Annotated in this window: 13 protein-coding genes and 1 pseudogene; 2 read left to right on the forward strand and 12 right to left on the reverse strand. The window is 31.4% G+C overall.

Annotation, left to right across the window (positions count from 1 at the left end):
• Positions 1-3: 3 nt before the first annotated feature.
• Positions 4-744, reverse strand: a complete 741-nt coding sequence (locus RIN63_RS14735; RefSeq protein WP_310445511.1) for a SagB/ThcOx family dehydrogenase — start codon at positions 742-744, stop codon at positions 4-6.
• A 33-nt stretch (positions 745-777) separates the two neighbouring features.
• Positions 778-2,286, reverse strand: coding sequence for a hypothetical protein (locus tag RIN63_RS14740; protein ID WP_310445512.1), 1,509 nt, complete (start codon positions 2,284-2,286; stop codon positions 778-780).
• Positions 2,287-2,490: 204 nt separating this feature from the next.
• Here RIN63_RS14740 and sfsA point away from each other — a divergent pair, with 204 nt between their 5' ends.
• Positions 2,491-3,189, forward strand: a complete 699-nt coding sequence (sfsA, locus tag RIN63_RS14745) for a DNA/RNA nuclease SfsA (protein ID WP_310445513.1) — start codon at positions 2,491-2,493, stop codon at positions 3,187-3,189.
• A 13-nt stretch (positions 3,190-3,202) separates the two neighbouring features.
• Here sfsA and RIN63_RS14750 read toward each other — a convergent pair whose 3' ends face one another.
• Positions 3,203-3,376 (reverse strand): hypothetical protein, encoded by a 174-nt coding sequence (locus RIN63_RS14750; RefSeq protein ID WP_310445514.1) that lies wholly within the window; start codon positions 3,374-3,376, stop codon positions 3,203-3,205.
• A 177-nt stretch (positions 3,377-3,553) separates the two neighbouring features.
• On the opposite strand from RIN63_RS14750, the gene RIN63_RS14755 reads away from it, so the two are divergent.
• On the forward strand, positions 3,554-3,994 hold the full coding sequence (locus tag RIN63_RS14755) for a DUF188 domain-containing protein (protein WP_310445515.1): 441 nt from the start codon (positions 3,554-3,556) through the stop codon (positions 3,992-3,994).
• A 98-nt stretch (positions 3,995-4,092) separates the two neighbouring features.
• Here the strand turns inward: RIN63_RS14755 and ytvI are convergent, their stop codons facing one another.
• The 9 genes and pseudogenes from ytvI to RIN63_RS14800 all read right to left on the reverse strand — a co-directional run bounded on the left by ytvI (position 4,093) and on the right by RIN63_RS14800 (position 13,609).
• On the reverse strand, positions 4,093-5,136 hold the full coding sequence (ytvI, locus tag RIN63_RS14760) for a sporulation integral membrane protein YtvI (RefSeq protein WP_310445516.1): 1,044 nt from the start codon (positions 5,134-5,136) through the stop codon (positions 4,093-4,095).
• Positions 5,137-5,383: 247 nt separating this feature from the next.
• The gene (locus tag RIN63_RS14765; protein WP_310445517.1) at positions 5,384-6,853 is read right to left on the reverse strand and encodes a sodium:alanine symporter family protein; all 1,470 of its coding nucleotides are present in this window, start codon (positions 6,851-6,853) and stop codon (positions 5,384-5,386) included.
• Positions 6,854-7,052: 199 nt separating this feature from the next.
• Positions 7,053-7,895, reverse strand: coding sequence for a response regulator (locus RIN63_RS14770; protein WP_310445518.1), 843 nt, complete (start codon positions 7,893-7,895; stop codon positions 7,053-7,055).
• A 1-nt stretch (position 7,896) separates the two neighbouring features.
• On the reverse strand, positions 7,897-9,168 hold the full coding sequence (locus RIN63_RS14775; RefSeq protein WP_310445519.1) for an ATP-binding protein: 1,272 nt from the start codon (positions 9,166-9,168) through the stop codon (positions 7,897-7,899).
• Between the two features lie 89 nt (positions 9,169-9,257).
• On the reverse strand, positions 9,258-9,557 hold the full coding sequence (locus RIN63_RS14780; RefSeq protein ID WP_310445520.1) for a hypothetical protein: 300 nt from the start codon (positions 9,555-9,557) through the stop codon (positions 9,258-9,260).
• An 87-nt stretch (positions 9,558-9,644) separates the two neighbouring features.
• Entirely contained in the window at positions 9,645-11,120 is a 1,476-nt protein-coding gene (locus RIN63_RS14785; protein WP_310445521.1) for a GNAT family N-acetyltransferase, read from the reverse strand.
• 79 nt (positions 11,121-11,199) lie between these two features.
• Positions 11,200-12,075, reverse strand: a pseudogene (locus tag RIN63_RS14790) (damage-control phosphatase ARMT1 family protein).
• Between the two features lie 26 nt (positions 12,076-12,101).
• Positions 12,102-12,617: a CHAP domain-containing protein gene (locus RIN63_RS14795; protein ID WP_310445523.1), complete on the reverse strand. Its 516-nt coding sequence runs from the start codon at positions 12,615-12,617 to the stop codon at positions 12,102-12,104.
• A 173-nt stretch (positions 12,618-12,790) separates the two neighbouring features.
• Complete coding sequence (locus RIN63_RS14800) at positions 12,791-13,609, reverse strand: GNAT family N-acetyltransferase (protein ID WP_310445524.1); 819 nt, start codon at positions 13,607-13,609, stop codon at positions 12,791-12,793.
• Position 13,610 lies beyond the last annotated feature (1 nt).

Consider the following 13,610-nt stretch of genomic DNA (forward strand, 5'->3'; position numbering starts at 1 on the left):
ACATTAAAGTTTACCTACTGGAGCCATATATACTACAAACTCATCTTCTCCGTCTACTTTTACAATTTCATCCATAAGACCTTGATCATACGCAGCTATAGCACAAGTCCCTAATCCTAATGCCTCACAGGCAATATATAAAGCATGACATATGTGTCCAGCATCTATAAGCATTACCTTATGGGAAAGCTTGTCGTATCTCCATTCTCCTCTATAGGGTATGCAGCTCCAAATAAAGTTTACTGCTGCTGTACTAGCAAATTTCTGCCCCAAGGTTCCATCTGTTATCTTTTCCTCTATTGCTTCCTCTTCATATAAAAATAAAAGTTTATGCTCTAGGGCAAGATATCTATACATACCTTTTTTAAGTCCCTTTATATTTTTCACAGCCAAATATGTTTCATATGGATGCCTTGCTCCAGCTGATGCTACAGGTCTAACAGCTGCATAATTATCTCCCCTAATTTCTTTTACACCTTGGGTTGCCCATAAAAGATAAGATAGCTCCTCTATTGTCAAAGATTCCTTGGAATATTCACGATTGCTCTTTCTATCTAATATACAGTTATGTATATCTTTTTTTACTATAATATCCCTATCTACTTTAGGCAACTCAATTATTTCAGCATTGTCTTCATATGGTTTTTGAAGTGGAGGCTGAGGTAATTGCTTATTCTGATCTGATAAGATATCCTCCATAAAATTTGATTTCATAAAATTTCGGTTGTCTCTATATCTTTCCATTGTAATCTCCTTTGTAATAAATTTTTCTATTAACTATTCCAAATACCATTTCAAAGAAAACTTTTCCCCGCTTATTTTTTCGAATAATTCTTCGTATTTATATAATCCTGATTGCTCTATTACTTCACTAATTAGAAATTCACCAAATTCCTTTGCTTTGTCTGTTATAGAATTTACTTCATATTTTTTGCAGAAGACTTTTCTAAGCATTTCACATGTTACATCTCCCATGAAATAGTTGTGCATATAGATTGGGTGAGTTGTATAGTGGATTCTATAAGCAAATGGTGGTGCCTCATCAAATGGTTTATCTCCGAACAAGTCACCAAACACCTTGAAATATAAATTGTGTATATCATCTATTGATTCAATATCATTTCTATATAATTCATGATCAAAGAATATATTTCCAATAAATCTTAGATAGTTTAATTTTTTGTATTCCCCTAGCTCCTTAAACTCTAGCTCAACAGATTTATCAAAGAAACTCTTGTAAAATATTTCATCATATAGAAAACTGCCGAATAAATTAGCAATTCCTTCTGTTACAATTCCATTTCCTCCAGCATTCAATAATATTTCTTCTGGTTCAAGCAAAAATGAATGTACGCCATGTCCAGTTTCATGGAGTAATACCCCGTATTCATGATATTTGTTCTTCACATTTGCAAGTATTCTAGAATCTACTCCATGTTTTATAGGGAAATTATATCCCCATTCAGATTTATTTTTTCTCGAAAAAATATCATAAGTAATATTAAATTTATCTAAATCTAAGCCAAAATTCAAGAAAAACTCCCTTAGAATTTCATAGTAATTAGACATATCTACTGTAGATTTTTGAGCTGGAGCAATCTTGCCCAATATATAATCTTCATCCCATGGCATCATTTCATCCGAATTTAAAAATTTCTTAGCATATTCTCTTCTTTTACTATTTAATTTTTCTATATAGGATTTTAGTTCATCCTTCCATCCATCAAATATTCTTGAACTCAATTCATTCTCTTTTAAACTATGTTCAACAAAGTCCTTGTCTCCGCAGGCTAAAGCATATTCTTTCCTCATATTAATTAAATCTATAAATCCACCATCAATTAAAGGTTTATTTATTTGATTTCTTGCAAAATAAGCTTTCTTTCTTAATTCTCTATTTTCTTCATTAGATAATATTTGAGTTAGTTCAACACTTGATACTTCTTTACCATCTAATTTAAATCTAAATGTGTTAAGTATCATGGATAATTCATTAGTTTTATTTTGAATCTTGAGATTTAATTCATTTAGTTCATCACTTAAATGATATGGCTTGATTATATTATAAGCAATTTCTACCTTTCTCTTATCCACATGATTTAATTCTTTATTTTTATATTCTAGTACTAAATTATAATTATCTTTGTTTTCAAGAAAATCATTCATTTCTTTATAGGCCTTTTCAATACCGAAATCATAGCCTGCAGTATATTGAACCCACATTAGCTTAGATAAGTTTGTTTGCATTTCATTAAGTTCTTCTGCCATTCTTAATAGTTTTTCCAAGTTTACTTCCCCCTTATTATTTAAACTGTTCTATTTATCATAATCACTTGTAGAAGATTCATATATATTAACTATTCTACATTTATTGCTAAATTCCTTCTTTTTGCAAATAATATTTCTGTTCCTTGAGAATATTGATATAGCTAAGCCATAATGATACAATAACATCAAATAAACTACAAGTCTAATAGATAAGGAGAACCCATGATATATAAAAAAATTGTAAAAGGTATATTTTTAAAGAGACCTAATCGTTTTATTGCCCATGTATTAATAGATGGAAAAGAAGAAATTGTACATGTGAAAAATACAGGAAGATGCAAAGAGCTACTTTTGCCAAACACTAAGGTTATTTTAGAAGACTGTTCTCATAATCTAAATAGAAAAACAAAGTACTCCCTTATAGCTGTTTGGAAGGATGATATGTTAGTGAATATGGATTCTCAAGTGCCTAATGCAGTAGTCTTTCATGCCCTTAGTGAAAATAAAATTAATGGTATTGAAGATTTAACAAAATTAAAAAGAGAAGTTACTTTTGGTAATTCTAGGTTTGATATTTACTTTGAAACTAAAGATACAAAAGGCTTCATTGAAGTAAAAGGTGTGACTTTAGAAAATAATCATATTGCCATGTTTCCAGATGCCCCAACGGAGCGTGGCACTAAGCATGTACTAGAAATGATAGAAGCTGTACACCAAGGATATAAGGGAATCATATTCTTTCTAATACAAATGAAAGGTCCAAAACAGTTTAGGCCTAATTGGGAGATGGACAGGAATTTTTCTGAGGCCGTAAAGTTAGCTAGTGAAAATGGAGTAGAGGTATTAGCCTATGATGCAATTGTGAATAATAATAGTATAGAAATAGGTAGTCCAGTAGAAATAGATATTATTTCAATCTAATGTAGACTTTCTCTTAGTCCTTCTCTCTTTCCAAATAGGTAACTACTGCTAAGTATAAGTTCCCCTGCTGACTATAGTCTATATCTATTAATTCTAAGATTGATTCTTCATTTTTACATATCCAATCCTCTACTTTTTCTTTAAGAATAGCTCCATCATCATAGTCAATTATATACATGTGCTTCATTTCATCACTCCTAATATAGTATTATAATTATTATATTAACTATATTAGAAAAAGTTTCCTTGACTATTGGTGAATTTCTTTATTGTTTGAAATATTGATTGAAGCTATTTATAGTGATACAATTAAATCATGGAAAAAATCAAAATAGACTTTTTTCATGACTTGTGAGGTGATGTAATGAAAATTTATGTAGATGCTGATGGATGTCCTGTTGTAGATATTGCAATTAACCTTGCTAAAGAATATAATCTTGAAATAATCGTAGTCAAAAATTATGCCCATATAATTCATGATGACTATGCTAGCATTGTAACTGTAGATATATCTCGTGATAGTGCAGACTATTATATAGTAAACAAGGCACAAAAAGGTGATATAGTAATTTCTCAAGACTATGGATTTGCCGCTATGGCTCTTTCTAAAGGAGCTATCTGTATTACTCAAAATGGTCTAGTTATATCATCAGAAAACATAGATGCTATACTAAATAGTCGGCATTTTAATCAAAAGTTGAGGCGTGAACAGAAAATTTATACCAAAATGAAAAAACGCTCACCTATGGCAAATATTCAATTTGAAAACAACCTAAGGGATTTAATCAACTCTCTACTGAAATAGTACTTTTTTAAAAATCTATAGAATAATAAAAGAATCCCTAGTAAAATCATCTTTTACTAGGGATATTTTTTATTAAAATTTTCCATTGGCTCTATATATTATAAAACCTTTACCTTAGCTAAAACCTTATATCCTACTAACAGAGCTATAAAATAAATCATACCTACAAATCCGCTAACCTTTAATCCGATAAATATAGCTGCCAGTATCATCAATGGATGTATGTCTAATGTTTGAGAAACTATTTTAGGTTCAATTATTTGTCTTACAACAGTAACAACTAAAAATAATACTATCAATCCAATAGCAACAAAGGACTTGCCTATGACAAAATTATATATAATAAGTGGAATAAATATGAGTATCATGCCTATTACTGGAAGTATATCAAAGAGTGCGCAGATAATACTTAAAATAACTGCAAAATCAATCTTTAGTAAACTAAAACCTACTAAAACCTGTACAAAAGTAATAAAGACTACCAATGAATAAGCCTTTGCATATCCTATGGTCATAGATATTCCTTCTTTAATAATGTTTTCCATCTTTGATTTTCCATCTGAAGAGAAAACAGAATAAAATCTACCACTAAATACTTTAAGATCCTTAGAGAATAAATAAGTGGCTATAAATGTAATAACTGCAATCAATAAAACTGAAGGAAGGCTTAATACTGCTGATAAAACCGTATTAAGAGCTTTTATAGTAATATTCACTAATTGTGATAATAAGGTTTGCAGATATCCGTATATCTTAGATACCACTACAGGGTCAATTTGACCTACAATTTCTGTAATCTCAACGAATAGTTTGTCAATGTATACCACCATACTATCAATACTTGGTATCTTTGCTAATAATAATATGGATTCGCTTGTTACCTTGTAAATAACCAAAGTCACAATGAAACTCAATATAACAAATATAATGGTCGTTGTAATAATAGCAGAAATTCCACTTGAAATCTTAAGTCTTTTCTGTAGAAAAAAGTTAAATCGTTTCGTAGTTAATGCTATGAAAAAACCTAAGACAAAGGGCAGCGTATATCTTAGAGTATAAAAAAATAAAACGAACAACAATGTGAAAACTAGTATAAAAATCCCAGTTCTCTTTAATTTTGTAATAAATACGGTATCTAACATTTCTTGCCCCCTTATATAGTAATCAGATATCTATCTTGATAATAAAATAACATCAAGAATCTTTCCTATTACCAACTACTTATTTATAGTAAATTTCTTTTTTACTCTACAATACATATTATAACACTAATTTCCCTGATATACCTTCTTTTTTGAAACTAATTTATGGAGTAAAGTTAAAAAATGAAACAAGGTAGATAGGAAATCTATCACCTTGTTTCATCTAGTATAATATATTTAATTGTAATTATTTTATGATTGTAGTAGTTAGACCCTTTCTTAGAACAGCTTTTTTCTTGTTCTTCTTTTCTTCAAGGTCTTGATACTCATATTTCCAACTTAGTTTTCCACTAAGTACCTTTGAATCATAATCATCCAGTATAAATTTAACTTCTTTAGCTAGCAAGAATAGAGCGAGTATATTTGGTATAGCCATTATACCCATAGACATATCTGCTAATTGCCATACAAAAGTAGGATCTATCATTGTTCCTACTACTAATGCTGCAATTACTATTCCTTTAAATACTTTTATAGTTAACTTGTTACAACCAAAAACATATTTTACATTGGATTCAGCAAAGAAATACCAGCCTACTATTGTAGTCAGAGAGAAGAATGATAAACATATTGATAAGAACATTCCTCCGAAGCTGCCAAACCCTGTTGCAAAGCCAGTTTGAGTCATTACAGTTGCTGATTCAACCATTTGTGCAGCTGGGATACCCGCGTCATATGAACCAGATGCAAGGTTTACCATAACTGTTGATAAACATATCAAGAAAGTTGATATAAATACTCCTATCATAGCAGTAAATCCCTGTTCTGCAGGATGCTTAGCATCAGCTACTGCATGTGAATGTGGTGTTGAACCCATTCCTGCTTCATTTGAGAAAAGTCCTCTAGCTAAACCAAATCTAATAGTCTGTTGAAGAGTAATACCTAATACCCCTCCACCTATTGCTCCTGGTGTAAATGCACCAACAAAAATACTCTTTAATGCAGGGCCAAAGCTTCCAAGATTCATAATTATAATTACTAAACTACCTAATATATAAGCACCTGCCATGACTGGTACTACAGTTTCTGCAAAGGAAGCTATTCTTCCCATTCCACCCATTAAGATTAGGGCAACTATTATAGATAATCCTACTGTAACCGCTACTACTGGTACATTGAAAGCAGTACTAACTGATCCTGCCACTGAATTTGATTGTACCATTATACCAACAATTCCTAATGCTAAAATTGCAGTTATGGAGAAAAACAAAGCCATTCCTTTGGATTTCAAACCATTCTTTATATAATAGGCAGGTCCACCTACTAATTCTCCATCTTTTGTTTCTCTATACTTTTGTGCTAGAACTGATTCACTGAAAATTGTTGCCATTCCAAAGAATGCAGATACTAACATCCAAAATGCAGCTCCTGGACCACCTGCTGCAATTGCGGTAGCTACCCCTACGATATTTCCTGTACCAACTTGAGCTGCTACAGCTGTTGATAAAGCTTGAAAAGGTGACATCTTTCCTTCTTCCACTTCTTCCTTATTAACTATCCCTGCTACCATCCTCTTCAATGCAGGAAACAATCTGGTAAATTGTGGAAATTTAAGCTTTATGGTAGTATATATACCAACACCTATAAGTGCAAATATCAATACATAATCCCATAAAATGGTGTTTACGAAACTTACAATCTCTTTAAATAATTCCATTATACATCCTCCTCTTTTAAGTTCGGTAAGTACTTTTACTTTCTTGCTTTAACTAAGTAGATGATAATGAGATTATAAATGACGACCTTCAAATACCTATGGAAAGTTTCAATTTGAAATAGAATATTATAAAATTTGTCTATAATAATTATTGTGTAGATAAAAAAAATAGATAAGAGTTTAGTTCTTATCTAGCTTTTTATTGCTCTATTTTGCTATAATAAATTATTCCATCTATAAATTTTTTAATATTTACCTTCCCTCTTTTCTTACTTTTACCTCTAATGAAATCCATCTCTGTTTTAAGCTGTTCAAAATTATATAATCCATTGGAGTATTCTGTGAATATTTCATTCATATAGTCTTCTATTCCAATATTTGCCAGGTTTATCATCCCCACAGTGGCAGTTCTTCGAATTCTTTGTTCCATTGTTTTAGGATTATCATTAAAAAGACTGCAAAGTTCTTTTACAGTAAAGTCTGACATATCTTGATTGGTATCAATTAAATATTTAGCTAATTCAATAATATCTTGGCTTCCAGACTCTCCAATAATCCCAATCCTCTGCATTACCCTCTTAATGCCTAGTGTATTATCGACTGTTTGTTTTTCTACTTTTTCGAAACTATTATCATTAGAAAACAAGCTTTCTATCTTTGCTAGTTTTTTATTCATACTGACCTTTTCTATAACCTTTTTAATCACAGTTTCCACTTCTATGGCATCGATAGGTTTAGATATATAATATTCTATTCCACTTTGATAGGCCTTTGATATTAAATCTTTGGAAGAAACCTGAGATATCATTATATATTGAATATCAGGAAGGACACTTTTAGCTTCTCTTACCAGGGTTATACCGTCTTTTCCAGGCATAAGTAGATCAACTAGAACTATGTCAGGTCTCAATACTTCTATATCTTTTAAAGCAGTTATGCCATCATTGGCAGTCCCAATCACTTCGCCTAATCTTTTGTCCATAATTATCATTTCTAATATTCTTATAATATTTACACTATCTTCAACTATATATATATTCATTTTAACTTTCCTCCAGTGAATTTCTAGGAATCAATATATAAAAACTAGTACCACTTCCTACTACAGAGCTAACACTTACCTTCCCATCTAACTGTTCTTCTACTATATCTTTGACTATACTAAGACCAAGACCCCTATTAACTTCTCCTGTGCTATAATTAATCTTAGTGGAAAATCCAGGTGAGAAAATATTCTTTATGCCCTCTTCATCTATGCCTGTTCCTGTATCATATACTATAAAGCGGTGTTGATCCTTATCTATCTCATGGCTTACACTGATCTTAGCCTTCTTTTGTGATTCTGGAATAGCATCCATGCTATTCATTATTAGATTCCGAAGGACAGACATTAAATAATAGTGCTTTGAAGTATAAAAATTCTGTCCAATATTAAACTCAAGGGTAATATCTCGTCCTAATAATCTTATCTCTCTTTCCATAGTACCAGAAAGTATGCCAATTATATCAGCAAAATTCATTCCTTTATCATTAAGCTCATTCTCCATGATTTCTCTCATGCCACGGATTACTAATCCATTTTCCTTCTTTATCTCATGCACATCTCTAGCAATATTTAATGCACTATTTCCCCAGTTTTCTTTATCCTCATCAAGATTTATCTTTTCAAATAAAGAATATGACTCAGACATTACTTTTTCAATGTTATCCATGTTTTTTTCAATCCAATACATCTCTGTTTTCAGTTGAGATGTGAGCCATAAAAGTCTTTTATATCTATCCTCATGTTCTTCTTTTAATAAAAGCATTTTATAGTATTTAAATCCATTTAATACTAGCCATACTATAATAGAACGGATTAGACTAACAATCATTAATGTTGGTACAAGACTCCATTGAAAAGCAGAAATATCTACTATATTCCTTGCAAAAACTTCTAAAAGATTAGCAACAAAATCGCTTACCACCATAATAATTAGGGCAAGATTGATGTTGGTCTTATTAGTCTTCCTCATTAGTATGGAATAAATAATAGAATAAAAAACATAGAATAATATTTCATAAAGATATGAGACTACTACAAGATCTAGGTTTCCATTTGATATGTAATAAACTATCAGCCGTGATAAATATACCATTATACCTGATAAAACACCTGTTGAAATTGGTTTTAAATCTACATAGTAAAAAAGAAATACTACAAAAAATATTATTCCCGTTGAAACCTTAAAATCGCTATTTATTAATCCAATACTTACTTGTGAAGCTATTGCAACTATTAAAGAAACAAAAAACATCCTAGTATAACGTTTCAAATGAAACCACCTCATAATTATTATACAAAATTAGGATAAAGATTACCATTATATTATTATTCATTTACTCAAAATCTATTATACTCATCCTAATCTAATTCTGCATAGTAGTCATATTTACAAAAAGGGCATTTTGGGTAATCTATATCATGAGTTTTACCACAACTAGGGCATTCCATTTTTGCAATCTGGTCTTCAACTTGTTCTTCTATTTGAAAAAATTCAATCTTACCGCATTGATTGCATGTATATATAGCAACTTCTAATGCTCCCGCTATAAGATTAGAAATATCACCCCATATTAATCCATGTTCCCCAAGCTGTATTTTCTCATCCCTAGTATGTTCCATAGAGCTCCCACATCTTAAACAATCTAACTTTCTACTCATAAAAACACCTCCCGTTATATATACTATTCTACAAAACCTTCCAAAGCCCTTCTTTTCTTATTTTAATATTTTACCTCTCCTTTACTTTCACAGATATGTTTCCATTTCAATAAAGTCTTCATATACAGTCTTTTCCTTAAAGCCCACAGATTTGTACAGCTTTTGAGCCTGAACATTAAAGCGGTTAACTCCCATTGTGAGATATTTACAACCTTGGGACTTTAAGTATTCAAGCCCATTTGTCATCATAATTTTGCCAAAACCACGGTTCTGATATTTTTTGTCTATTAGAACACTTTCTATATAGTACTTTTCATTCTTATTGTCGATACTAAATGCTACCAAGCCAATAGAACGCTTGCCTTCCATGAGTATAAACAGCTTGTGTTTATATGCATAAGCTATGCATATAGCCTCCTGTGCATTGCTCATATATTCCAGTTGTCCATCTTCTATTGATAATTGAATTGCATCCCACACATTTGCTTTACCATAAGGCACCAATTTCGTATTCTTTGGATAGACAAATGCTGCAGCTGCCTCTGAACGAAACTCTTTACGAAACTGGCTTACTCCTCCATTTGTGGAGCGTACAATAAGTTCACTGTTCGTTAAGTGAAGCAGCCCTAACTCAGATTCCCAATCCAGATATAGGTAACAAGCCCAGCCAAGATTACCATAAGAAAAATCACGGGCACTGAGCCATCCAGACACAGAATTGAATGCTATACTCTGCTCAAAAGTAGCAGTGGTAGTAATGGCCTTCCATGCTTTTTCAGATAGTAGTTGCTTTTTTAAAACAGCTACAAGTAACTTTTCAGCCTCAGCATAATTTATTGCAAATGTATACTTCGTATCCTCTTCATATTCACTATTCATGTAAGTAGTCATGTGATATACTGCATAGGGCTTGGTATTTACTTTTAAATATTCACCATAAATACCCAGTGGCCCCAAAATTGCAGTTCTAATATAATCTGGCAGATTTTGACCAGATGCCCGCTCAATAACTTCACGGATGAACACTGTTTCTGTCATGTTGTCAAGATCGTCTGTTGGCTCAGTTCCTGGAGCACAAGTCAGCTCTTTTCCATTTGCAAAATCAATTGCATCTTTAAATGTCCATGGATGGGTAAAAATCTTACGATCTACAAGATTACATTCTTCATCACTTAATCCTTGATAGCTAGCATCTGTCTGTTGCAATTTCATGATTCCACCGTTAAAGAAATCTGGAATACCACTCTGCTTTAAGCAAAGCTGATTGAATGTAATTTCAGATGCGTGAGTATATTCTGGAATATACTTGTCCAGCTTATCCACAAGTTTTAACTTCTTTTCATCAATCAACTTCCCTATGCACAATCCCATTAAAAATCGGCTGTTAAAGGATAACAGATAAGTACTTTCTTCTGTAATTGGTAACTCTTTTTCTCTATGAGCAAGACCATAGAAGTTCTTATGATAACATTTCCCCTCTTTATAAACAGCCACTGCTCCAGCTGCTCCCCATATACTAGCGCATTCATCTATTCTTTCACTTAATTCTATTTTATTAACCATCAGAAATAACCACCTCTCAGAATTTCATTTTTGTTATTCAACCCTGTATCAACCTGTTTTCTTATAATATAATCATTTACTAGTAATTTGTAAGCACATAATCCATTCTGTTACACCCTATAGTATGAGCAACTGAACTGCATTTTGCTCTTAATAGAAAAAATATAGTCTTGTCTTTAATACTACTCAATGTTTCAAAATTAGCCTGTCCCTTGCTTATAACGAGATCAGCTTTATGAAATTCATCCATAAATGCACTTGAGCAATCTTTTAATATTGTTCCCTGTGCAGAATGTCCATTGTCAATGACTTTAACCAAATCTATAAGACCTGTACTTATTGCATCTTCCATAGTAGCATCATTAACTATTGGACCTCCCTTGACAACATATGTGACTTTATTTAAGGGAAGAATCTCCAATAGGAATTTATCAAATATTATTTCACCTGAATTGTCAGCAATATACATTATTTTATTTGCCCTCTATACTGCATTTCGCAGAGCTGCTGTTCCTGTTCCAAAAATATCATATTCAATACTATCTTCAACGGACTTTATAATATCTGTATAATCTAGATTTAATCCCACTGAAAAGTCTATAATATTCCCTGCAATAGCTAATCTACATGCCATATCAAAGGGATCATCTGCCTCTTCTAGCCACTTTTCTCTAATAATTCTATCATATATTTCCTGAGCAATTTCATTGTACTTTTTCTTCAATTTTGCATATGGATCATTGATACCTGTAATATTCTTAGCATGTTGATGCATCCTAAAAGCTATTTCAGCCGCTGTTTCATTAAAATCCATCTCTCCTAATTCCTTCAAAGATCTTTTTATTATTTCTTCTTGCATTGTGACATCATTGCTTGCTTCTTCTGCTATTTCTACTGCTTGCCTAGCAAGGCAATGGATGCATTCATATTGTATTTTCATAAATTTCTCCTTCATACCTCATTTTCAATTCTTTATTATAATTATCTTATAAAGGTATAATCATTAGGTATTCTAATATAACCCCTAATATTCTTATTCTTTTTTCTTATTACAATACCGGATACATTCCCGATGTTACCTTCTGCAGCAATTATATAGTCATCAAAATCTTCCAAAACTATACCTATATGATCATGAGGTTCATTTACAAAGACATTGTTATATATTACAATATCTCCTTTTCCTGGGAAAAAATTATTATCAACCATATAGTAAAATTGATTCTCAGGTAAACTTGCCCAAGATTCCCATGCAGAACAACCTGCAAAATTACATTTTACATTTTCATTAGGAAATCTTACAGGAATATTAAACCCAGCTTTGATGCAGCAATAATAAACAAATGCAGCACACCATTTCCCATCCCAGTTCTCTAATGACCATTTAGGAAATAAATTAATTATTGGCTCTATATTTGACTCCAGACCCATAACATTACCATGAAAACACTTCTGCGCTTCTAACTTCGCAATTCTAGCTATCTTGTCTCTTTTCATGAAAACCTCCTATATATTAAGAGTAAATCCTTGAATTAATACTATATAAAAGTATTACACATACAATAGTACAATCTATTTTCAGATGACCTTCAACATCACCAATACAAATAAATATATAAATTCTTTGTTTAATATTGATTCTTCTGTATTTATAAGTAAGAGAAATTTACTTATATATCAAACCAATATACTTTATTCTCCCTTAAAAATTCAAATTCCGCTTTTTCTGCTAATCTCTTAGAAATGGGATTGGATTCTACACAATCCCATTGGGGAATTAGCCCTTTATTTATACATTCATTCACAAATTCAACTGTCAAATAATAACCAAATCCTCTATGTGTAAAATCATCATCAGTTTCAATATCAATTGGAATAATATTTCTAAATCTCCCAGTTCCTAATATAACAGAAACAATACTTTCTGAATATACAATACAGAATGCAATACTTTTGGCAATGAAATTATCAAAGCTCCCCCAAGATTCCAACAATCTTGTAGTTATAAGGTCTGCATTTTTATAATGACCTCTGTTTATTTCCTCCCAAAATTCATAATCAACCTTTTGAATGTGAAATCCATCTGGTAAAGAATAATTTATACTGATCCCTTCTGTTTTCCTAAACGAATATTCTGTTTCACTCTCAATTATCTTATCCTCAAACATCTTTAGAATATATGGTTTTAAATTATCACTTTCTATAGAGAATTCAAAACAACTAACTTCTTTTTGTTTAAGAAAATTGAAAATATCATTTCTTGTGTAATTATATAGTTTCATATATTCATCATCATTAATAATATTGCCTAAGAATGCGAAACTACCTACAGCATATGAATTTACAATTGCTATATGGGGGTCCTCAATATCATCAACCCATAAATCCCCCTTGCATTCACCCTCTACAATCCCTGAAAAGCTTGGGCATTCCTCATATGTAATAACATTATAATTATTTATTGTATTTGAATTATCTACTTTTAACATT

This window comes from Tissierella sp., from assembly GCF_031460495.1.
Classification (GTDB): Bacteria; Bacillota; Clostridia; order Tissierellales; family Tissierellaceae; genus JAVKTS01.